Annotated in this window: 17 protein-coding genes; 6 read left to right on the top strand and 11 right to left on the bottom strand. The window is 36.1% G+C overall.

Annotation, left to right across the window (positions count from 1 at the left end):
• The first annotated feature begins 39 nt into the window (after window positions 1–39).
• Entirely contained in the window at window positions 40–1,749 is a 1,710-nt protein-coding gene (locus tag AVL50_RS12340) for a glutamine--tRNA ligase/YqeY domain fusion protein (RefSeq protein ID WP_062616805.1), read from the top strand.
• Window positions 1,750–1,805: 56 nt separating this feature from the next.
• On the opposite strand, the gene AVL50_RS12345 is transcribed toward AVL50_RS12340, so the two are convergent.
• Both AVL50_RS12345 and AVL50_RS12350 read right to left on the bottom strand, forming a co-directional pair.
• The gene (locus AVL50_RS12345) at window positions 1,806–3,602 is read right to left on the bottom strand and encodes a PAS domain-containing sensor histidine kinase (protein WP_062616806.1); all 1,797 of its coding nucleotides are present in this window, start codon (window positions 3,600–3,602) and stop codon (window positions 1,806–1,808) included.
• A 127-nt stretch (window positions 3,603–3,729) separates the two neighbouring features.
• On the bottom strand, window positions 3,730–4,812 hold the full coding sequence (locus AVL50_RS12350) for a lipid A deacylase LpxR family protein (protein WP_062616807.1): 1,083 nt from the start codon (window positions 4,810–4,812) through the stop codon (window positions 3,730–3,732).
• Between the two features lie 293 nt (window positions 4,813–5,105).
• On the opposite strand from AVL50_RS12350, the gene AVL50_RS12355 reads away from it, so the two are divergent.
• The 3 genes from AVL50_RS12355 (at window position 5,106) to AVL50_RS12365 (ending at window position 9,951) form a co-directional block, all read left to right on the top strand.
• The gene (locus tag AVL50_RS12355; protein WP_082795784.1) at window positions 5,106–7,943 is read left to right on the top strand and encodes a glycosyl hydrolase family 18 protein; all 2,838 of its coding nucleotides are present in this window, start codon (window positions 5,106–5,108) and stop codon (window positions 7,941–7,943) included.
• Between the two features lie 164 nt (window positions 7,944–8,107).
• Entirely contained in the window at window positions 8,108–9,235 is a 1,128-nt protein-coding gene (locus AVL50_RS12360; protein WP_062616809.1) for a DUF819 family protein, read from the top strand.
• Between the two features lie 86 nt (window positions 9,236–9,321).
• Window positions 9,322–9,951, top strand: a complete 630-nt coding sequence (locus AVL50_RS12365; protein WP_062616810.1) for an NAD(P)H-dependent oxidoreductase — start codon at window positions 9,322–9,324, stop codon at window positions 9,949–9,951.
• A gap of 130 nt (window positions 9,952–10,081) precedes the next feature.
• Here the strand turns inward: AVL50_RS12365 and AVL50_RS12370 are convergent, their stop codons facing one another.
• From AVL50_RS12370 to AVL50_RS12410, 8 genes are all read right to left on the bottom strand, one after another.
• Window positions 10,082–11,269 (bottom strand): bifunctional alpha/beta hydrolase/OsmC family protein, encoded by a 1,188-nt coding sequence (locus tag AVL50_RS12370; protein ID WP_062616811.1) that lies wholly within the window; start codon window positions 11,267–11,269, stop codon window positions 10,082–10,084.
• A gap of 12 nt (window positions 11,270–11,281) precedes the next feature.
• Window positions 11,282–12,652, bottom strand: coding sequence for an aldehyde dehydrogenase family protein (locus AVL50_RS12375; RefSeq protein WP_253764279.1), 1,371 nt, complete (start codon window positions 12,650–12,652; stop codon window positions 11,282–11,284).
• A gap of 7 nt (window positions 12,653–12,659) precedes the next feature.
• On the bottom strand, window positions 12,660–13,394 hold the full coding sequence (locus tag AVL50_RS12380; protein ID WP_062616812.1) for a gamma-glutamyl-gamma-aminobutyrate hydrolase family protein: 735 nt from the start codon (window positions 13,392–13,394) through the stop codon (window positions 12,660–12,662).
• Between the two features lies 1 nt (window position 13,395).
• The gene (locus tag AVL50_RS12385) at window positions 13,396–14,547 is read right to left on the bottom strand and encodes an iron-containing alcohol dehydrogenase (protein WP_062616813.1); all 1,152 of its coding nucleotides are present in this window, start codon (window positions 14,545–14,547) and stop codon (window positions 13,396–13,398) included.
• A 2-nt stretch (window positions 14,548–14,549) separates the two neighbouring features.
• Entirely contained in the window at window positions 14,550–15,908 is a 1,359-nt protein-coding gene (locus AVL50_RS12390) for a glutamine synthetase family protein (protein WP_062616814.1), read from the bottom strand.
• Window positions 15,909–16,183: 275 nt separating this feature from the next.
• Window positions 16,184–16,540: a carboxymuconolactone decarboxylase family protein gene (locus AVL50_RS12395; protein WP_062616815.1), complete on the bottom strand. Its 357-nt coding sequence runs from the start codon at window positions 16,538–16,540 to the stop codon at window positions 16,184–16,186.
• A gap of 38 nt (window positions 16,541–16,578) precedes the next feature.
• Window positions 16,579–17,157: a TetR/AcrR family transcriptional regulator gene (locus AVL50_RS12400; RefSeq protein WP_062616816.1), complete on the bottom strand. Its 579-nt coding sequence runs from the start codon at window positions 17,155–17,157 to the stop codon at window positions 16,579–16,581.
• Between the two features lie 528 nt (window positions 17,158–17,685).
• Window positions 17,686–19,398 carry a SulP family inorganic anion transporter gene (locus tag AVL50_RS12410; RefSeq protein WP_062616818.1) on the bottom strand — a complete coding sequence of 571 codons (1,713 nt, stop codon included), beginning with the start codon at window positions 19,396–19,398 and terminating at the stop codon, window positions 17,686–17,688.
• A gap of 327 nt (window positions 19,399–19,725) precedes the next feature.
• Between AVL50_RS12410 and AVL50_RS12415 the strand changes: the two genes are divergently transcribed.
• Window positions 19,726–20,454, top strand: a complete 729-nt coding sequence (locus AVL50_RS12415) for a metallophosphoesterase (protein ID WP_062616819.1) — start codon at window positions 19,726–19,728, stop codon at window positions 20,452–20,454.
• Between the two features lie 135 nt (window positions 20,455–20,589).
• Window positions 20,590–21,492 carry a diacylglycerol kinase family protein gene (locus AVL50_RS12420; protein ID WP_062616820.1) on the top strand — a complete coding sequence of 301 codons (903 nt, stop codon included), beginning with the start codon at window positions 20,590–20,592 and terminating at the stop codon, window positions 21,490–21,492.
• Here AVL50_RS12420 and AVL50_RS12425 read toward each other — a convergent pair.
• Entirely contained in the window at window positions 21,487–22,347 is an 861-nt protein-coding gene (locus AVL50_RS12425; protein ID WP_062616821.1) for a LysR family transcriptional regulator, read from the bottom strand. The two genes, AVL50_RS12420 and AVL50_RS12425, sit on opposite strands and share 6 nt — an antisense overlap.
• Window positions 22,348–22,442 lie beyond the last annotated feature (95 nt).

Below are 22,442 nucleotides of genomic sequence, written 5' to 3' on the forward strand. Positions count from 1 at the left end.
AATCAAAATTTCTATCATGCTTTTATACTCACATTGAACATGGAAGAAAAAAACACTGAGAAAAGGCTGGACTTTATCCGTGAAAAAATCACGAATGAGTTAGCGTCAAATAAAAATGGAGGTAAACTATTATTCCGTTTTCCTCCTGAGCCAAATGGTTATTTACACATTGGCCACGCAAAATCAATCTGCTTAAACTTCGGTTTATCACAAGAATTTGAAGGTGCGGGTACCAACCTTCGTTTTGATGATACAAACCCTGCCAAAGAGGATCAGGAGTATGTTGATTCAATCAAAAGGGACATCGAATGGTTAGGCTTCAACTGGGAAGGCGAACCAAAATTCACTTCTGATTATTTCGACCAACTTTATGATTGGGCAGTGAAATTAATCAAAGAAGGAAAAGCATATGTAGATGATCAAGCGGCGGACGTAATTGCTTCTCAAAAGGGCACTCCTACTACTCCAGGTACTAACTCTCCATTCAGAGAGCGTTCTGTAGAAGAAAACTTGGAGCTTTTTGAAGGCATGAAAGAAGGCAAGTTTGAAGAAGGTTCTAGGGTATTAAGAGCTAAAATTGACATGGCTAACCCTAACATGCACCTTCGTGACCCATTCTTATACAGAATCATCAAAAAGGCTCACCATAGAACAGGTGATAAGTGGTGTATCTACCCTATGTACGATTGGGCACATGGTCAATCAGATTACATTGAGGGAATCACGAACTCACTTTGTACGACTGAATTTGAGGTACACAGACCTTTATACGACTGGTTCTTGGATCAATTGGCTGATGCTGACAAAACTCGTCCAGAACAAACTGAATTCTCACGTTTGAACTTAAACTACACGGTAATGTCAAAGCGTAAGCTTTTACAATTGGTGGAAGAAGGAGTTGTAAACGGATGGGATGATCCTCGTATGCCTACTATTTCTGGTTTAAGAAGAAGAGGTTATACGCCTGCTTCTATCAGAAACTTCGCGAAAACAGTAGGTATTACAAAAAGAGACAACATCATTGATGTTTCTTTATTGGAATATGCGATCAGAGAAGACTTGAACAAAACTGCTCCTCGTGTAATGGCTGTTTTAGATCCTATTAAATTGGTGATCGACAACTATGAAGAAGGTAAAACAGAGTGGTTAGAAGCGGAAAATAATCCAGAAGATGAAAACTCAGGTTCTCGTCAAGTTCCTTTCTCTAAAGAGTTATACATTGAAAGAGAAGACTTCAAAGAAAGTGCTAACCGTAAGTTCTTCCGTTTGACGATTGGAAAAGAGGTTCGTTTGAAGAACGCTTACATCATCAAAGGGGAAAGCTGCGTGAAGGATGAAGATGGAAATATTACAGAAATCCACTGTACTTATGATCCACTTTCTCGTTCGGGTAGCGGTACTGAAGAGTCAAAACGTAAAGTAAAAGGTACTTTACACTGGGTATCAGCAGAGCATGCTGTTGATGCTAAAGTAAACCTTTACGATCGTTTATTCTCTGATGAAGCTCCTGATTCTCGTAAAGATCCTGAAACTAAGGAAGTGATTGATTTCAAGACTTTCTTAAATCCAGAATCACTTCAAGTAATTGAAGGTTGTAAAGTAGAACCGTCTTTGAAAGACAACAAAGCTGGCGATAATTTCCAATTCCAAAGAATGGGTTACTTTATCTTAGATCAAGATTCTACTCCTGAGAATATGATTTTCAACAAGACAGTTGGATTGAGAGATTCTTGGGCAAAAAAGAATTAATCTATTATAGATATAAAATTAAAACGGAGATACTTTTTGAAGCATCTCCGTTTTTTTTATAATGTTAATTCTAAATTTTTACTAACTGTAAAAGTAAATTTACTTCCTCCAGTAGGGTTCTCTTCTACCCAAATTTTACCATTGTGCTTATCAATGATTTTTTTACAACTGGCTAATCCCAAACCATTTCCTTCAAATTCAGAATAGGTATTCAATCGGGTGAAGGCTTTGAATATTTCTTCCCTTTTATCTTCATCAATACCTATCCCATTATCAGTCACGGTAAATTGCCAATATTCCGGATCTTCTTTCACCGTTATATTGATGTAAGTTTCATTGAGTGTGTCTTGAAATTTAAGTGCATTCCCAATTAAATTCTGAAACACTCTATATACTCCTACCCTACTACATAAAATGGTTGGCAGTTTCTCAACACTGAAATTAACATCATGATCTTCAATCTTGTAATTTAAATCAGCCAATACATCTGTAACTAACTCATTTAAATCTTCCTCTGTTACTTCAAACTTTTTATCCAAGCTTCCATAACTCATCAAAGATTCAACTAAACTGTTGAGTCGTTTCACAGATTTACCAATCACCTTTAATACAGGCTCTTGCACTTCTCCTGCATCGATGGATAGCTGTACTAACTGTGCAACATTGTTAATCGGGCTCCTGATATCATGTGATGCTTGAAACAGCATATCTTTTATTTCCACGTTCTTTTGCTGTAACTCTGAAGTTGCATTCTGTAATTCTATGATATCAGTAATATCAACAAATGACCCTAGAATTGTCAGAAGGTTTCCTTCCTCATCATATTCAAAAGGAGAATCTTTGGACCTTAGCCATTTCCATTTACCACATTTGGCTTTGAACCTGTAGACAATAAAGAAAGATTCATTTTCTTTCGCATCACTAAGGCTTTCCCAATGAGCAAAAATTCTCTCATGGTCTTCAGGGTGAAATAACTCCAAAAGCTCTTCTCTTCCCAATTTTGCATAATCTTCCGATGTGTACCCAAGCAAATTGATCGCTTGTTCATTGGCAAAAGTGTTTTTACCTGATTTTACATCAAAAATGTAAACTCCATTTTGAGCATTAAGATTGATTTTCCTTAAAAACCTTTCTTTTTCCTCCAAAGCAATCTGTGCTTTATAGCCTTCAGTAATATCCCTCGTGATCAAATTAAGTCTTACCACATTTTCTCCATCAAAAACAGGTGTAACATTTGTCTCATAATACATCATCCCAAAAGGAGCTTTGTAATCAATTTGATAATTCTGAGGTATGCCTGTTTCAAACACTTCTCTCATCTTGGATTCCGCTTTATTTTGGGAGCCAGGAGGCAAGTAAATCGTACATCTTGTTCCCAAAACTTCATTTTTAGAAAGCCCAGGAGAAACATGATTGATGTATATGATTTTCAAATCACGGTCAACTTGAAACACGTGATCTGTGTTATGATCAATTAAACTTTTATAATCAACCATATCATCTTCATCACCTTTGTCTATTTCTTTGAACAAAAGCGTATACGTCAGTTCATCACCCATGGAATTTTTGGAGATATAAACAGTAGCAGTCATTAAGGTATTATCTTTTTTCAATACCCTAAACTTCTCAAAAAAGTACTCATCAGATGTTATTCTTCCCACATTATGGGACATAATCTCTTTAAAACTTTTATCACTTACTATTATTTCATCAATATTCCTTTGTAGTAGATCATCTTCGACGTAGTTTAAAAATTGACATAACGAATTGTTCGTAAATACAATCTCACTTTGATTATTAATTACGATAATTCCGTCATTAAGCTGTTTTAATAATTTTAAGTAGTGCTGCAATTTAAAATAGGTTTCTATGAGTCGGCGAATTGAAATTGAGTATCAACATAGAATTTTAGACCGTAGATTCCAAAATTGCTTTTTATTTCTCCCTTAAATTAAAACAGGTTATTAATATTCTTATATTTTACAATCCATAAAAGATTGATATTTCACCCCATCCAAAAAGGTTCCCCTTTCTGAAACTATCGTTGATCACCACCCTGTAATAATGAAACATAAATCGTCCCCAATTAAAGTTTACACCATATACCCAGTTGAGAATCAGAGGATCTATTTGGTCTGACTTCAATACATAAGGGCTTGATTCAAACTGGATTAAACTGCCTTGAGCTGTTCCATCATAAAGTAATGCACCTACCTGAAACTCCGTAAAAAAATAGATCTGTTTCACTTGGTTTAAACTTGGAAGAATACTATTGAAGGTACTTCCTAATCCCTTCTTTGAGTTCTTTTTCTCCCGTGCTTTACTTTTCTGATTCGAAGCTTTTAATCTTGGCGGATACTTTTGCTTCACACCATATCTGCTGTAATAAGTATCATTATATTTGCCTATTTTGAATTGAAAACCCGATAGAAAATAGTTATAAATCGTACCAATATGTGCTTTCCCAATCAGGTTAGTTTCATAGCTTTTTCCATTAAAAGGCAACATTTTCATCACTTCTACATCCAAATCTAATACTAAGCCATTTCCAATTTGATTATCCCAGCCATTGAAGTCTGTATTTTCTAGAAATAAACTATGCATAAAATTTTGAGTTGCTCCTGCACCTGCCGCTGGACCTTGGATACCTACATAAAGATTAGTTTCCAACCGAAGTGTTTTCCAATAATTTGATGTTACTTTTTTATAAGTTAAGTACAACAACCCTGCATAAGGTCTGTCTGTAGAATCTACTTCGTACAATGTTGCATTTTCCGGTGTATGCATGTCTTGTCCTATTGTCAAGCTGAATTCTTTTTGCGTTGATTTTTCCAGCCCAAAAAGTAGTTTGTCCATTACTTTATTATTAAAGTGATGGCTTGACCATGTCAAATGAATACCATTTGTGAAATTTCGGTCCGACTGTAGCCAATATTGATAAAAGTCATTTTGAGAAGAAATACTGATGTGTTCACTTTGTTGTTTTCCTAAACTATCAACCTGTCCAAAAACAGTAACTGAGTGTAAAAAAATGAGAAAAAGAAAGTAGAATAAAAATTTCATAAAATGTAGTTTTTGAAGATTACTCTAAAATAAAAAATAATAAAGACAAAACACCTCCTATACAATTTCAAAACAGCATGTACCCCATATATAATGCTTGATTTATATAAGAAGGAAAGTATTGTACCCTTACTTTTCTTAATGAATTCAGATGCTGTACCCCCATTTATTTGAACTGTACTCCTATTTGCTACCCCATACTCTATTGCGACTAACTGAATCATTTATTTGATTCGTGACATCAACCTTCAGTTCCTCTTCTTAGAGAATTTATTAACAACACTACTACATATATGAAAATTTTTAAACTACTACTCTTAGTGGGCATTATCACTATGTATAATGCTACTCACGCAACCACTCTATTGACAGCTATGAATGCTTCACCTTGTGATGGTGTTGCAGAGTGGAACTCTTCTTCAACTTACGCTCAAAGCGGTACACAAGTAGTGTACAATGGCAAGCTTTACAGTTCAAAATGGTGGACACAAGGTGACACGCCAGGTGTAGCGGAGTGGGGACCTTGGGAAGAAATCGGCGTCTGTGATGACAATCAAGCGCCAAGTGTTGCCTTCACACAGCCTGCCAATAACAGTTCTTTTATACTGGAAGAAACCACCACTATTGATTTCTCTATCACAGCTTCTGATGTAGACGGGACTGTAGAAAGTACTTCTATCACTATAGACGGTGTAACTTTCTCAGGAAGTTCTCTACAATGGACTCCAAGTACTGCAGGGAATTTCACAGCAACGGCGACTGCTATTGACGATAAAGGCAGTGAAAGTAGTACATCTTTGAATTTTAGTATTACTTCTAATCAGCCAGTACCTCCTACAATAAGTTTTACTTCTCCAGGGGATGGTGAAGTGATTAAAACCTCTGCATTAAGCCCAATCAACATACAGCTTGATGTAAATGATGCGGACGGATCAATTGTCTCTTCCAGCATCACAGTAGACGGGCAGACTTTCCCTTCTGCTTCAGCATCTTGGACCCCATCATCTTTTGGTACTTACACTATTACAGGTGCTACAACCGATAATGACGGACTGACTGCAAGCAGTTCTATTTCCATCACGATAGAAGAAACAGTGCAAGGAAATTGTAGTTATCCGGAGTATGCACCTTATCCTTCAACCTATAATACCAATGACATTGTAGTCTACCAAGGTGATTTATATGAAGCTCAAGTAGACAACCTTTATAATATCACTCCTGGAGAAGCGGATCATTGGTGGAAACCATTAGGTCCTTGTGTTGATACAAATACAGCTCCTGAAATTACTGCAACAGATGCTTCATCAGTAGGTTTAATTGCCACTACTTTAAGTGCCTCAATAATAGACACAGAAGGTGATGCAATTACAGCAACTTTCACTGTAGATGGCATTACTTTAAACGCCTCTCAGAATAATGATAATTTCACAGCCCAATGGACTCCTTCTGCTTATGGCAGTTACGCTGTAGAAATCAATGCTTCGGATGACAAAGGAAAATCAAGCACTGCTTCTTATGTACTCACTATCAGTGAACCACAAGGACCTCAATATCCTGTCATCACTTCATTCACTCCTGCGGAAAATAAAGTCATCAAACAAACTTCATTATCTGCCATCGCTATTTCATTTGAAGCATCAGATATTGATGGAAGCATTGTTTCTCACAGCATTACAGTAGACGGCACTACTTACAACAGTTCTTCTGTTTCATGGACACCTTCTTCATTCGGCAACTATACTATTGTATTTTCTGCTACAGATGACGAAGGACTAACAACAGATCAAAGTATCTCAATAATTGTAGAGGAAAACTTAGCATTTACAGATAAAGTACTGGTAGGTTATTGGCACAACTGGAACCTTTCAAGTGTTCCTTATATCAGATTGAAAGATGTTGATGATAGATACAATGTAATATGTATTGCTTTTGCTGAACCAAAGATCAGAGATATCGACAACACAATGGTTTTTGATCCTATCGATATAGACAATTTCCAAAATGAGCCTTCTGATAAATCAAGAGCAGAGTTTAAAGCAGATGTAGCTTACCTGCAAAGCAGAGGCAAAAAAGTACTCCTATCACTTGGTGGGGCCAACGGAGTGGTTCACCTTGATAATGAAGAAGAGCAGCAAAAATTTGTCACTTCAATGATCAGCTTATGTGAAACTTACGGCTTTGACGGAGTAGACATTGACCTAGAGGGCTCTTCTTTGACTCTTAATGCAGGTGATGATGATTTCACTAACCCTACCACACCAAGAGTTTTGAACTTTATAGAAGGAATGCAAGCTATCAAAGCTCATTTCGGTCCTTCATTCCTGTTGACGTCTGCTCCTGAAACTGCTTATGTTCAAGGTGGACAAACAGCCTACGGCGGATCATGGGGTGGTTACCTTCCAATTCTTCACTCATTAAGAGATCAATTGGATTATGTACACGTACAGCTTTACAACACAGGTAGTTTGGGTGCTCTCGATGGAAAAGCTTATACACAAGGAACTGCCGACTTTATAGTTGCAATGACAGAAATGTTGTTACAAGGTTTTGAGTCGAAAAGTATTGCTGGTTTCTTCCCTGCTTTCAGAGAAGATCAAGTGGCATTAGGTCTGCCTGCAAACAAACCTGCTGCACCTGCTGGTGGTTATACTCCCCCCGCAGAAGTACAAAAAGCATTGAACTATTTGGTAAACGGTGTTTCTTTCGGTGGAGAATATAAACTGGTAAAAAGTGAAGGCTACCCTGAGCTAAGAGGTATGATGACTTGGTCAATCAACTGGGATAAAACAACAAATTATGAATATGCTCAGAGTTATGATACTTTCTTCAATGGTAATAATGCTAGAAAAAGATATGAATTGGAGACAGAACTTCAAAATACACTTGGCAATGCCTATCCTAACCCTTTCGAGTTTGAATTAAAGATTGATATTGAATTACAAGATAATGAAACAGTCAGTACACAGATATTTAATGCCAATGGGCAATTAGTGAACTTTAAAGATTTCAAAAATTTAAATAGCGGTATTCATCAACTAACAATTCCAACTAAATCGCTTTCAAAAGGGATTTACATCATTAAACTAACTACTCATGACCAAGCTAAAGTCTACAGAGTCATCAAACAATAGCATAATACTCAAGTAGGAAAAACACAATTATTTAGTAAGTGGTAAAAGCTGTCCTTCATTAGGGCAGCTTTTTGATTTTAAACGTTTCTATATTCTTCAACCAAAATTGATTCGAACTCCCCAACATTGGTTACCTTTGAGAGAATTTTTAAAACGTTATAAATATGCTTCAAGCGTTAGTTATGCTTATAGCTCCGATCATTTTGACATGGGGAGCTAAGAAATTTACATGGATTGAAAACATTGGAACTGTAATCATTGCTTATGCCTTGGGAATTTTTCTAGGCAACACTTTTTATACAATTGACACAGAAGTTTCTAAAACAGTGGTGGATGTTGCTGTGCCTCTGTCTATTGGATTAATGCTTTTATCTTCCAATATGAAGCAATGGGCAACACAAGCAAAGTCTACGATTTTGTCTTTTTTCTGTAATTTATTTGGTGTCACAATTGGTGCTACAATAGCTTTTCTTGTCTTTACAGGAACATTGGAAAGTGCCCATTATTTAAGTGGAATGTCGGTTGGACTGTATACTGGTGGTACGCCAAACATGTCAGCGATCGGTCTTGCCTTAGAGGTCAACGATGAGGCTTTTGTGTTGATGAATACTGCAGATATGATATTGGGTGGAATATGGATGATATTTTTGATGACCATTGCTAAAAAATTATTTGGTTTTGTTTTGCCTGAATATGATGAAAAAAATGCAATCAATACAGATCTCAATAAGATCCCCGCACTTCAAGGTCCTTCATTCAAAAATATCTTGTCAAGTATTGGTATTGTTGTATTGATTCTTGGTTTCTGTGTAGGAACTTCTCTCCTAATTTGGGGCAAGATGGATGAAATTTATATTATTCTTGGTGTCACTTCATTGGCCATTGGTGCTTCTTTCAACTCAAAAGTGAGAAATATAAAAGGAAGCTTCTTAGTAGGAGAATATTTTGTTCTGCTGTTCTGCATCGGTTTGGGAAGTCTATCCAATTTCGAGAAGTTACTAGCAGATGGTACTTTATATATCGGTTTTGTTGCCATCGTCATGTTCACAGGTGTTGTTGTTCATCTTTTATTAGCAAAATATTTTAAAATTGATGTAGACACATTTATTATCACCTCAACAGCCTGCCTGTACGGACCTGCATTTGTTGGTCCTGTATCGAAAGCCATTAATAATAAGAAAGTTATACTCTCTGGAATGGCCGCTGGAACGCTCGGATATGCCATTGCAAATTACTGGGGTATCATTCTTGGCAAGCTCCTTTTGATTTCAACTTATTTCTTAGTTGGGTAAAATATTGTAAAAACATTTGACGTTTAAACAAATATTGGTTTACTTTGAGACGTATTTAATCACTCAATCAAAATAAATCAATTCTTATGAACATTATCGAGAGCCTAAACTGGCGTTACGCAACGAAAAAATTTGACGCATCAAAAAAAATAGATGAAGCAACAGTTCAAACAATTCTAGAAGCAGGTAATCTTTCTGCATCATCTTATGGTTTACAGCCATGGAAAATTGTTGTTGTAAAAAATCCTGAATTACGTGAAGCAATTGTACCTCACGCATGGGGACAAAAGCAGGTAGCGGATGCATCGCACCTTATTATTATTGCTCGCACTGCAGATCTTACTGTAGAAGACGTAGAAGCATTTATCCAAAATGTTTCTGCAACTAGAGGTATTCCTGCAGAGGCTCTAGGTGAATACAAAGGTATGATGGTAAACACTGTCTCTAACTTATCTGCAGAAGACAAAGATACTTGGGTCGCAAAGCAAGCTTACATTGTGTTAGGCAACTTACTTACTGCTTGTGCTCAACTTCAAATTGACAGTACACCAATGGAAGGTTTTGTTCCTGCTGAAGTAGACAAGGTATTAGGTCTTGACAAATTAGGTTTGAAAAGTACAGTGTTGCTTCCAATTGGTTACAGAGCCGAAGATGACGATTACCAACATCTTGCTAAGGTTAGAAAACCAATGGACGAAGCAATTGTCACATTATAATATTGGACTGTTTTTTTATTCCAACAGTATAAAAAAAGAGTCAAACCTCTTGTTTCCTTTGGAGATAAGAGGTTTTTTTCACAAAAAAGCCCACAGATCAACTGCAGGCTTTTTATGAAAAGTAAATCAACTACCCTTCAATCATATTTGTAATAATGATCGGATTGTTCTCCAAGGTTCTATGCACAGGACATTTATTAGCAATTTCCATCAAACGCTTTTTCTGAGCTTCAGTAAGATCACCTTTTATCTGTATATTTCTGTACAGTTTATCCAGCTTAGCGGTACGCTTGTTCGTATTTTCAGCATCTTTGAGATATTCATTTTCATGATTCAAATGCACCGTCACTTCCTCTAAAGGAATTTTTTTGTGATCTGCATACATTCTTAAAGTCATGGCTGTACATGCTCCCAAACCTGCTAATACAAATTGATAAGGATTGGGCCCTAAATCTTTTCCTCCATCTTCAATAGGCTCATCAGCTATTTGATGGTGAATACCTGCTTTTACCTCAGTCACATATTTTGTCGTACCAATTCTCACAGCCGTTTGATGTTGAGTTTCCAAAGGGTCTTCCGGTTCCATTTGCACGTATCTTTCCGACCAAGTGGCTATATTATTTCCAACATAATAACCATTTTGAGGGTTTGACAAAAAGTGATTGGCATAGTCTAATGAAATGAAACTTTTAGGGTGGAAAGCATTACTATAGATCTTTTCAGCATTAGTAATATCTACAATTTCATCATGTGGCGAATGGAAAATAAGTAATGGAATTCTTGTTTTGTGGATGACCTCTTTAATGTTTTGATGTGTTATTTCATTAAAGAAATCTGCTGTTACTTTAAAATAATTATCTCCTAAAGTCACATCATACAAGCTTGTATCTTCTTTATTAGGAGTACACAGTTTTTGGATATGACTTGATTTAATAACAGCACTGATGGTTACCACTGCTTCAATACTTGCTACTCGATTTGCAGAAACAATACATGCCGCACCGGCAAGAGAATGTCCTATCAAAATTTGTGGAGAACGAAGATGCTCAGCCATATACTCTGTGAGAGCCAGAATATCTTCGTGGTCTGCATAGTATTCATTCTGATGAGAAATCCCTGTAAAGTCAAGCGTCACCACTGATACTCCCTTTTGATTCAGCCCTCTTTTGATACTGTCAATAACAGAAGTGTCATCCATTCCGCTAAAACAATGAGCAAATAAGGCATATGCATGTGTCACCTGATCTGCTGGATCACAAATTTCAGCCTCTATTTCAATTCCTTTCTTATTCTTAAATGTGATTTTTTCTGAAGACATGATTTATTGATTTTATACTTCTCTCCAATGATATGCTTTAGGTTGTGTGAAAGCTCTGATTCCCTGGGAAGAAAGAGTGGTTCCTACTCCGGATTTATTTCTTCCTGACCAAGGTACATTTGGACTTACTCTATCACAACAATTCCAATACACAGTGCCCGTATTCATAATTTTCAATACTTGCTCAGCTCTTGCCTGATCTGTTGAAAAAACAGCGGAAGTAAGTCCATATTCAGTATCTTTCATTAATTCAATGGCCTCTTCATCATTTTTCACTTTTTGAATTCCAATGATAGGCCCAAATGATTCTTCTTTCATCACCAGCATTTCATGATTAACTTCTATCAGAATAGTTGGTGCGAAAAAGTTTCCTTTCCCTGCTAATTCATCTCCACCCAATAGCAATTTAGCTCCTTTTGAGATAGCATCATCGACCTGATTTCTTAATAAATTTAATTGCCCTTTACGAGTCAAAGGACCAATAAAAGTATTTTCTGATTCAGGGTCCCCTATTACATACCCTTCCACTTCTTCTAAAAAGAATTTAATAAAATCATTATAAATATTTTCATGAACATAAATACGCTCCACTGCACAACAACTTTGTCCATTATTATAAAATGCACCTTCAGCGGCATTGACTGCGGCAACTTTCACATCCTTCACGTCATCCATGACATAAAGTGGGTCTTTTCCTCCTAGCTCCAATTGTACAGGAACCATTTTAGGTGCTACTTCTTTCAGAATATGAAGACCCGTTGGATATGAGCCTGTGAAAAAATAGCCATCAAAAGCCACCTCCAACATGGCTTGCCCCGTAGATCCATCCCCTACAATACATTGAAATACATTTTCAGGAACACCAGCCTCGTATAACAAATCAGCAAAAGCTAAACCCGTTAAAGTTGCAAATTCTGAAGGCTTGTAAGCAACGGAATTCCCTGCCACCAATGCATATAAAAATACATTATAACCTACATTATAAGGAAAATTCCAAGCTGAAATATTGGCCACAACTCCTAAAGGTTCATGTATTATTTTCTCATAGGTGCCTTCCAAACCTTCAATCACATTATCGGCTAACCATTTTTCAGCATTTTGTTTTAAATGTTCAATCCGATTATTAGCACCCCTTATTTCATTGTAGGACTGCTGTATAGGCTTGCCTGTTTCTGAAGTTAAAACCTTGGCTAAATTGTCAATATTACTTTGTACCAATGCTCCAAATTTTACAATGCAATTCAAACGTTCTGCTACTGTTTTCTGAGACCAAAGTAATTGTCCATGACGTAGTTTATTTAATTTATCTAGAATGGTTTGAGAAGAATCTTCTTCTACGGATTTCAAAAGCTGTTCATTGGAAGGATTGTAGATATTCATCATTCAATATTTAAACATGACTTAAAAAAGTATCTATGATTGGTTTAGAATCTATTATTTCGTTTTGTAAAGTAGGTGTAAATTCAGGATGCCACTGCACCCCCATCACTTTACCAGGTTTCTCTTTTTTGTAACCGAAGGCCTCTATTAATCCATCATCAGAAGTAGCCCAAATTTCTAGGTCTTTTCCTAAGTCTTTGATTGCTTGATGATGCACAGTGTTTACATAGGGATGCTTGTGATCTGCATATAATTCACTGAAAAAAGTATTCTCATTAATGAGTAAAGGATGCTTGATACTGTCGTACTTCTGTGCATCTCTATGATGGTTAACATCTTCTCTCTGTGATTTTGTATCCTGATAAAGTGTTCCTCCAAAATAAACATTCATCAACTGAAAACCTCTACACACTCCCAAAAGTGGTTTCCCATTTTTGATGGTATAATCAATAATTTTCAGTTCGTACTCATCTCTGTACCGATCACCTTTCCAAGGACCAATAGGTGTTTCTCCATATGTTTCAGGTGCTATATCTACTCCTCCTTGTAGAATTACTCCATGAAGCTCTTCTAAAATAGGATAAAGTCTATCGTCTGAGATATCTGGAAGTAAAATGGGTAAAACACCATGCTGTGCTACATAATCCATCATATCATTTTCTATATAAGTCAACGATTTTGGACCATAAACGGCACGTTCAACATCGGGATACATAAAACTGGGTGTAATTCCTATATTTATCATTCTATAATGCACTAGTGTAAATGGAGATAAAGTCTTCTTCGGTGGCCACCTTCGGATTGAATGGCAATGTAAAATCTTTCACCGCCAATGATGCCAAAGGTTTTATATGTTCTTCCTTCACTCCTATCTCCGATAGTTGATTGGGCATTCCAATCTGTTCATTCATCACCTCAATATGATCCACCAAGTTTTTACCTTGGTTGCTACCCAAATTCATATTGTATGCCATGATATTGTACTTTTCTTCAAAGCCCTGATAATTGAATTTCAGGCCAAAAGGCAAACAGATTGCATTTGCTAATCCATGGTGCGTATCCAGCAAACTGGAAAGTGGATGAGCTAAACTATGGACAATTCCTAAACCTTTCTGAAACGCTACAGCACCCATCAACGACCCCATCATCATTTTGGAACGGGAAAACATATCTGGCTCATTCGTGGCTTGAATGATTGATGTGGCAATCAGTTTCATTCCCTGAATGGCAATACCATCACACATAGGGTTGAAACCTTTGGAAAGGTATGCTTCCATATTGTGCGTTAACGCATCCATTCCTGTAGCAGCGGTAACAAAAGGAGGCAAGTCCAATGTGAGCATAGGATCTGCGAAAACAATTTTAGCCAAAAGTTTAGGAGAAAAAAGAATCTTCTTTTGTTTGGTGACATCATCCGAAATAATGGCACTTCTACCCACTTCACTGCCTGTTCCAGATGTTGTTGGAATGGTAATAAAATGCGGTACTTCTTCTGTGACATATTTGTCGCCACCTATGAGGTCATCATAATCAAATAAGTCTCTGTGGTGATTAATTCTTAAAGCAATGGCTCTCGCTACGTCCATAGCCACTCCACCACCAAGACCAATGATTGAATCACATTCATTTTCTTTATAAAAATCACCTCCTCTGATCACATCTGATTTCACAGGGTTTTTCTGCATTTCAGAATATACCGCTGGAGACAATTCTTGCTGTTCTAATTTCTGAACGATTTCTTTGAAAAAAGTCAACTCAACCACCGTCCCATCTGTGACAATCAAGGGACGTCTCAAATTATTTGTTTTTAGGTAATCGCCTAATTCGTTGACTACCCCTACACCAAAACGAATGGTTGTAGGGAAATTGTAAGTGTAAGTTTGATGTATATCGAGCATAGTTAAATAATTTCAAAATAACGTTTAGTTTCCCAATCAGTCACTTCTTTCATAAACTGTCTCCATTCCCACTCTCGTGACCTAGTAAAGTGATCTATAAATTCCTCCCCAAAAAGTTCTACCATCAAAGAAGATCCTTTCATTTTCTGCGTTGCTTCCCATAAATTGGAGGGCAATGTGCCGTTTGCTAAATCCTCGTAACCATTGCCTATTGTCTTTGGGGTTTCCAGCTTCATGTTTTGTTCTATTCCATAAAGCCCACTTGCCAAGCAAGCGGCCATTGCCAAATATGGATTTACATCTGAACCGACTACTCTTGTTTCTAATCGACAAGACTTTTCACCATGTGGCAAGGCTCTGAGTGCTGTTGTTCTATTATCTATTGCCCAAGTCAATGTAGTAGGTGCCCAAGCCCCTTCCACCAATCTTTTGTAACTATTAATAGTTGGTGCCAACATTGGCAACATAAAAGGTAGACAATGCAACTGACCCGCTATATAGCTTTTCATAGTATCACTGATATGATCTTCTGCTTTGGCCTCATAGAAAAGATTTTTTTGCTTTGAAGCATCCCATAAACTTTGATGTATATGTCCACTACAACCCGGTAAAACACTATTTTGTTTCGCCATAAAACTGGCAATTATACCGTGTTTGTAGCCAATCTCCTTTACTCCGGTTTTGAAAAGCGTTGCCCTGTCTGCCGCCTCTACAATTTCACTGTATTGTATTGCCGCTTCATATACTCCAGGTCCCGTTTCGGTATGAAGTCCTTCCAATGGTACTTTGAAACTTTCCAACATATCAAACAAATCATGAAAGAATTGGCTGTTTTCTGAAGCCCTTAGTATAGAATAACCGAACATTCCTTCAGTTAAAGGCTGAATATTCTGAAAGCCTTTTTGATAAAGCTCTTCTGATTTTTGTCGAAAATTGAACCATTCAAACTCCTGAGAGAAAAAGGGCGTAAATCCTAAATTATGTGCTTTTTCCTGCACTCTTTTTAATAATGCTCTTGGACCTACGGTTTCATCATCTTTATTTTCTCTGCTGAAATCAGCCAGGAAAAAGGGCAAATCTTCTTCCCATGGAATCTGTCTGAAGGTAGCCACATCAATTCTTGCGGGTGCATCAGGGTATCCTGTGTGCCATCCCGTCACTTTAGCGTTATCATAAGATTCATCAGCCATGTCCCAGCCAAAAACAACATCGCAAAAACCGAAGCCTGTTTTTAATGCTGCTATAAATTTATTGATGTGCATAAATTTACCTCTAAGCACACCATCTATATCTACAATGGCTACTTTTACTTTTGAGTGTCTACTGTCTTCTAAGAGATCAATTACTTCTTGTTTGGTCATAAGTATTAGTCTGAGGGAAAAAAGTTTACTTTATGTGTAAAATAAAATAGTAGCAAAAGGCCGTATTATAACCTTTTATTAATGCCCAATAGAAGAGAATATCTATCTGAAATTTTATTTTATAGAAAATAGGTGTAAATAATATTCAAGTTTACTGGGTGTTACTGTTAACAAAATAGTTGATTTTGAGGAAAAAAAGAAGAGGTCAAAAAAAAAGCTCACAAAAACTGTGAGCTCATCATAATTATATCATTAAAATAGAAGCAGAATACCTCCTATTCTTGATTTTCTTTTTCTTCAAAAAGAGCATCCAAATATTCCATGGCTCTTCTTAAATGCGGAATTACAATGGTACCTCCAACAACGTTGGCAACACCCATGCCTTCTACAATCTGCATTTTAGAATAACCAAGCTCTACACATTTTTCTAAGTGGTACTTCACGCAATCATCGCATCTCAGCACCAAAGAAGTTGTAAGACCAATCATCTCTTTTGTCTTCTCATCCAATGCACCTTCTGTGTATGTGATCGTGTCGAGACTATAGATCCTTTTGATCACTTTGTCAGAATTGTTGATCACTTTTTCGTTTAGAGCAGCCCTTTTGTCTCTGTATTCTTCTAAAATATTCATATATGTTTTATCTGTCAGTATGTTCCGTTATTTAACGTTTAAATAAAGCTTAGATTTAAATCAATTAGGTCTTTCATTTCCTTTTTGTCGGCATACACTCTGCGGGTGACATTAATGCCATTCCAGAAATTGATCAAATGCCTTGATAATAGTGATGGTGGCAATGTAGATTTGATGATACCTTTTTCTTGAGCAGATTGAAGTGTTTTGATCAAAATACTTTCAAAACGTTTCAAATAAAGTACTGCCAATTCTTTCAGCTCATCATCTTTTCCCGTAAATTCTACAATAGAGTTCCCAAGAATACATCCTTTACAATCTTCATCAAAAGAGGCGTCCACCATATCATAAAACAGTGCTTTCAAGTCTTCGATAGGCTGTGTGCTTTTTTCCAAGCTTTCTTCAAGTCGGTCCAAGCCTGTTTGCTCCATTTGATTCAAGCCTGCTTTAAAAAGTTCTTTTTTACTTTTGAAAACGTTGTAAAGGCTGCCTTTATTAAGGTTTACTTCTTTGAGAAGGTCGTTGGTGGTGGTTGCTTCGTAGCCATTTTTCCAAAATAGTGCTATTGTTTTTGAGAGCAATTCACCCTGATCAAAAATTCTGGGTCTACCTGCCATATAAGGAAATGAATTATTAAGAATACAAAGTTAGTCTAATTGACCCCAAGGTCAAATATTAAATAAAAATTTTTGACACTTAAGCCAAAAACTTTTATTCGAGATGTACTTCTCTTTTATCTTCGTGTTTAATTGAATAAATCTTAAACGGTATCACTAAACAATTCAAAAGACAAACACCCAATAAAATTGTTGAATAAATTTTTAAAATTAAGATCTCAGGAATCACAACATAAGATAAAACAAAAACACCAATCAATGAAAAAATTAGTGCTATGTAATATTTCGATATTTTTTTCATTTCGTAAGTAAGTCTATACATGTGAGTTACATAAATATAGTCATTTATTACCATAAATCAGCCACTTACATAAGGAATAAAAAGCTTCTGAAAAAAAATGAAGTGCGATTCACTTACATTATGAATGTAAGATGGCAGGAAGAAAGAAATATATTTGAGATGATACCATTATAAGTTGGCAAGAAGGTACTACAAAAAGTACAATTACAATGAAGGACTTGAACTTTTTAAACGCTTTGATTGGCTATATTTTTATTCTTGAATGAATAGTTTTCTTTATCATCCAAAAACTGCATCACGTCATACAAGTTGGCAAAAAGCTGACGTCCTCCTAATTTCTGCACAATATTCATTTTGAAAAGCAAATCACGTACAGGCCCCACTACAGTTGCAAAGTATACTTTTATATTTTGATCCTGAAATTTGTCAATCTGCAACTCTAATTCATTCAAAGCAGTCACATCAATATAGTTGATACTCTCTGCTTTAATTACCACATATTGAAGATCTTCACGCTCACTCGCCCACCTATTGATGGTCTCTAAAACATATTTGATATTACTGAAATAAAGTGGTGCATCAATTCTGACAATCATTGTACCTTCACGCTCCTTGGCAGTAGCAAATCGAAGTACATTCCTATGGATTTTTGTTCCTTCAATCTTACCAAGAATAACAATATGGGGATACAACGTATGATACATAAACACCGCCATAGAAACACTAACTCCAGTTAGCAAACCAACAATCACCCCAAACTCCATTGTAGTCAGGAATGTAATCAGCATCACAAAGAACTCTCTCTTCTTCAATAAATAATATTTCTTGAAATAATCGAAGCTTAAAAGACTTGGTGTCGCCGCAATAATAATGGCACCTAGAATAGGTTTTGGCAGGTAATAAAAAATATCCGTAAAAAATAAAAGTACCAAAGCAATCATCAACGTGGAAACAAGGTTAGAAGCCCTTGTGTTGGCTCCGGAGGATGCGTTGATAGCAGTTCTTGAAAATGAAGAACTTGCTTGATATCCTCCAAAAAGTGCTCCTATACTATTAGCTAAACCTAAAGCCACAAACTCTCTGTTGGGATCAATGGGTTGTTTAGGATCGTCAATGGATTTGATAATACTGTTGGAAACTGTGAAACCAATGATAGCCACCACCAATGAAAGCGGAATGACATCACTGTATACCACAGCTGTAAAATCAGGTAAAATAAAAGTAGGCAAACCGGAAGGAATAGTACCAACTACCGCAATTCCTTGTGATTCAAAATCAAAGAACAGGCTCATTACAATTCCTAAAACTACAATAATGGGAGTGCCCAGCTTGCTGAATTTCGTTTTCTTTAAAAGAGAGATGATTACGATCGTTCCGATACCAATCGTAGCTGAAACCCAATGAATAGAAGATATTTGAGAAAAATAGCTCAATATCTCCTCGTGCAGGTATTTTGATGGTTCTGGTGTGATTCTGAATATGTTTTTCAGTTGACTGAAGGCAATCAATAACGCCGCTGCTGTAGTAAATCCTTTTAATAAGGGAGCAGAGAAAAAATTAGCAATAAACCCTAACCTCAGGTAACCTGCCACAATTTGAAACAACCCAGAAAGGAATACCACCACAAGAATGGTATTGATATAATTTGGTGATGTGGTTAAGATGCCGAGTCCAAGCATACCTGAGGCCAAAAGCATTGAGTCTAACGCCGCTGGTCCTATGATTAGTTTCTTGGATGATCCAAAAAGGAAATAAAGAAGCGGTGCAATGAGCGATGCATATAAACCATATTGTACTGGCAAGCCGGCAATTACTGCATAAGCCATGCCTTGTGGTATTAATAAAACCCCTGTAGCAAACCCCGCAGACAAATCACCTGAAATGTATTCTTTTTTGTAACTCTTAATAAGAGAGAATATACTTAGTGGATTGTTTGTCATCTTCTTCTAATTTTACAATAAGTAGTTGAGCTGTATTAAAGTACATTAAAGCGTTTGGCTATAATACTTATAAACATCGAAAATTGAATAATTAATTAACACAAGGTTTATTGTGAATAACTTCTGATAAATCGTAAAATTATCCAATTGTTTGTAAATATAGTAAAACAGTTATCAACATTCTGATGTGAATAGCTGTGAATATTGTTGACAACTTCAAATTAACTATTTCATTATCAACGTCATTCTATCACATTACAAATATACAGTGGTATTTTTTTTATAAAGAATTATATTTGGTTTTTCATTCATCTTTTATCTTTTATTTTGAAATCGATTAAATTAAATACCGATCAATACGTTAGAAGATTTGCTATTGGCGATATCCATGGATGTTTCAAAACTTTTGAAAATCTTCTTGAGAAAAAAATTAAGATCACGAAGAATGATATCGTGTTCTTGTTAGGAGATTATATTCATAAAGGTCCTGATAGTCAAAAAGTAATCGATTACATCAAGAAATTGAGAGATAATGATTTCAATATTTACCCCATTATGGGTAATCATGAAGATGGTCTAATCAAAAAACAACATAGTTATAAGCATACTTTTTTCCGTTTTATGGCCAAGTTGACCAAAGGAGAAAAACTTCTTTTGAATGAAGATGAAATGCTCTATTTCAAAAATAAATCATTTCTGAAAACACTTCCGATTCATATTCAAATAGAAGATTATCACTTTGTACATGCTGGTTTTAATTTTGAGGCCGAAAAGCCAAAAAGAGATTATGACGCTATGTTGACCATCAGAAAACCTTACCCTACTACTCCCAACAAGATATTTACCAAAAGAAAAGTCGTACACGGACATACTCCAATTGACCTTTCTGAGGCAAAGAAGATGATTGATGAGGGAAGCCGATTTATCAATTTAGATACTGGCTGTGCTTACCATAAGGGGACAATCCCTGAGCAACGCGACCATCAAGGATATCTTTCTTGTTTGAATTTGGATACTTCTGAATTAATTTACGTGAAGAATAAGGATCAGATTTAAGAGAAATTTTCTGCCATTCTTAATGATTGAAAGCCACTTATAACGGAGTTGTTTAGGATTTTAAGAAATGATTTTTTCTCATCAACAAAATGATTAAGTTTACATACTTTATATCATTAAACAACAATTGCCCTAATGAAACTTTTACTTGTCGTTAACCCTATCTCAGGTGATATTGATAAAGAACCATTTTTAAATGAAGCTTCTCGTTTTTTAGATCATTATGCTATACAATATGAGATCTTTAAAACTACGGGTGTCAATGACCTTGAGGAACTTCAAAAAATAGTCAAAGAGTTTCAACCTACAAAAGTAGCATCTATTGGAGGTGATGGCACTACCCTATTTACTTCTATCGCTTTATTGGATACTGGTATACCAATGGGAATCATCCCATTAGGTTCTGCTAATGGCATGGCAGTGGAGCTTTTTGTAAGTGATGAGCCCATGCAGGCCCTTAGGGATATTTTACTTTCTGAAATGATTGTTGGGTTAGACCTTTTAAAAGTCAACAATGAGCACTATTGTCTTCATATTGGCGATGTTGGGGTCAATGCACAGATCGTAAAAGGTTACTCTAGTGATCCTAACCGAGGTATGACTACCTACTTCAAATACTTTATTGAGCAGTTGAAAGAAAAGAAAATCATTGATTATCAAATTGAGATTGACGGGAATGTCTATGGCGAAACCGGAATCATGATGGCCATCTGTAATGCTCGAAAGTTTGGAACAGGTGTACCTTTGAATAGTATCAGCAATCCTTTTGATGGGAAATTTGAACTAGTTGCTATTCCTGAATTAAACTTTGAAGACTTGATCATTGTCGGTCTTTCAAAATTTGACGAGAGCTTTTTGGAAGATTCTGAAGGCAACGTCTATGTGGCTGATAAGGCGACGATCCATTTTGATCACCCGCAATTATTACAACTTGATGGTGAGGTGATTGGTAAAACCAAAAAACTAGAAATAGAGATCCTTCCTGGAGCGATAAAATATATTTCAAATAAGCACAATCAATTGCTCAACGATCTATAACCCCTTCACACACCCCTCAATAAAATTTTTCACATTGTGCTTTCTTTTAACTAGGTCTTTGTTCCAAGCCAAATAAATATCTCTTGTAATTGGCACGTCTTCTATGGGTAGATAAACTACATTTTCTGTTTTGAAAGTTGGCATTGGCATCAATGAAATCCCCATTCCTGAAGCCACTAAAGTAGAGACCGTTCCGTTATTCGGGGCTGTAAATACTTTTTTGGGTTTGACATTGATCTCTTTGAGCTTTTCTGTAAGTTCATCGTACATGGCACAAAAACTTCTTTCAATAAAAGGTTCCTCTTTTAGAATGGATAATGGGATGCTTTTTTTATTGGACAACGGATGTTTTTCATTCATTGCAAAAACCAGTTTCTCTATAGTGATAAACTGGAAATCAATGTTTTCATGTTCTATTTCATAATCAACAAATAATACATCAAGCTGTTCGTTCAATAATAAGTTGAGCAACTCTGCATCTTTCTTTTCAACGATATTTACTTCAGAAAACGGATAAGCTGTTTTGTATTGATTAATAGATTCCAGAATGGCATCCAAGAGAATGTTTTGCACAAAACTGATCAATATTGGTTCATTTTCTTTTACCTCAAAACCTACTTCTATATCATTCCAGAGTTTTAATAATTCCATTGCCTTAGGTAAAAATAACTCCCCTTCAGGTGTCAGCTGAACGTTCCTCTTATCTCTTTCAAAAAGCTTAACACCAAAGTGTTCTTCAAGTTTTTTGATCCCCGCCGAAAAGGTTGATTGCACCACGAAAACCTGTTCTGACGCTTTTGTGAAGTTTAAAGTATTAGCGAGTGCTACGAAGTATTTGATAAACTGTAAGTTCATAAATCGATATTATAGATTATTATAATCGAATTAAACTATTTCTACGATAAAAAACAAGCTCGTATATTTGTATTGTATTCAGGAACAAAGTATTA

Source organism: Flammeovirga sp. SJP92, assembly GCF_001583495.1.
Lineage (GTDB): Bacteria > Bacteroidota > Bacteroidia > Cytophagales > Flammeovirgaceae > Flammeovirga.

Excerpts from the sequence above, each read along its gene's own strand:
- AVL50_RS12365 (WP_062616810.1), top strand. The coding sequence starts at position 9,322 with ATGAACATTATCGAGAGCCTAAACTGGCGTTACGCAACGAAAAAATTT.
- AVL50_RS12380 (WP_062616812.1), bottom strand. The coding sequence starts at position 13,394 with ATGATAAATATAGGAATTACACCCAGTTTTATGTATCCCGATGTTGAA.
- AVL50_RS12355 (WP_082795784.1), top strand. The coding sequence starts at position 5,106 with ATGAAAATTTTTAAACTACTACTCTTAGTGGGCATTATCACTATGTAT.
- AVL50_RS12375 (WP_253764279.1), bottom strand. The coding sequence starts at position 12,652 with ATGATGAATATCTACAATCCTTCCAATGAACAGCTTTTGAAATCCGTA.
- AVL50_RS12360 (WP_062616809.1), top strand. The coding sequence starts at position 8,108 with ATGCTTCAAGCGTTAGTTATGCTTATAGCTCCGATCATTTTGACATGG.
- AVL50_RS12400 (WP_062616816.1), bottom strand. The coding sequence starts at position 17,157 with ATGGCAGGTAGACCCAGAATTTTTGATCAGGGTGAATTGCTCTCAAAA.
- AVL50_RS12420 (WP_062616820.1), top strand. The coding sequence starts at position 20,590 with ATGAAACTTTTACTTGTCGTTAACCCTATCTCAGGTGATATTGATAAA.
- AVL50_RS12395 (WP_062616815.1), bottom strand. The coding sequence starts at position 16,540 with ATGAATATTTTAGAAGAATACAGAGACAAAAGGGCTGCTCTAAACGAA.
- AVL50_RS12390 (WP_062616814.1), bottom strand. The coding sequence starts at position 15,908 with ATGACCAAACAAGAAGTAATTGATCTCTTAGAAGACAGTAGACACTCA.
- AVL50_RS12340 (WP_062616805.1), top strand. The coding sequence starts at position 40 with ATGGAAGAAAAAAACACTGAGAAAAGGCTGGACTTTATCCGTGAAAAA.
- AVL50_RS12425 (WP_062616821.1), bottom strand. The coding sequence starts at position 22,347 with ATGAACTTACAGTTTATCAAATACTTCGTAGCACTCGCTAATACTTTA.
- AVL50_RS12410 (WP_062616818.1), bottom strand. The coding sequence starts at position 19,398 with ATGACAAACAATCCACTAAGTATATTCTCTCTTATTAAGAGTTACAAA.
- AVL50_RS12370 (WP_062616811.1), bottom strand. The coding sequence starts at position 11,269 with ATGTCTTCAGAAAAAATCACATTTAAGAATAAGAAAGGAATTGAAATA.
- AVL50_RS12385 (WP_062616813.1), bottom strand. The coding sequence starts at position 14,547 with ATGCTCGATATACATCAAACTTACACTTACAATTTCCCTACAACCATT.
- AVL50_RS12350 (WP_062616807.1), bottom strand. The coding sequence starts at position 4,812 with ATGAAATTTTTATTCTACTTTCTTTTTCTCATTTTTTTACACTCAGTT.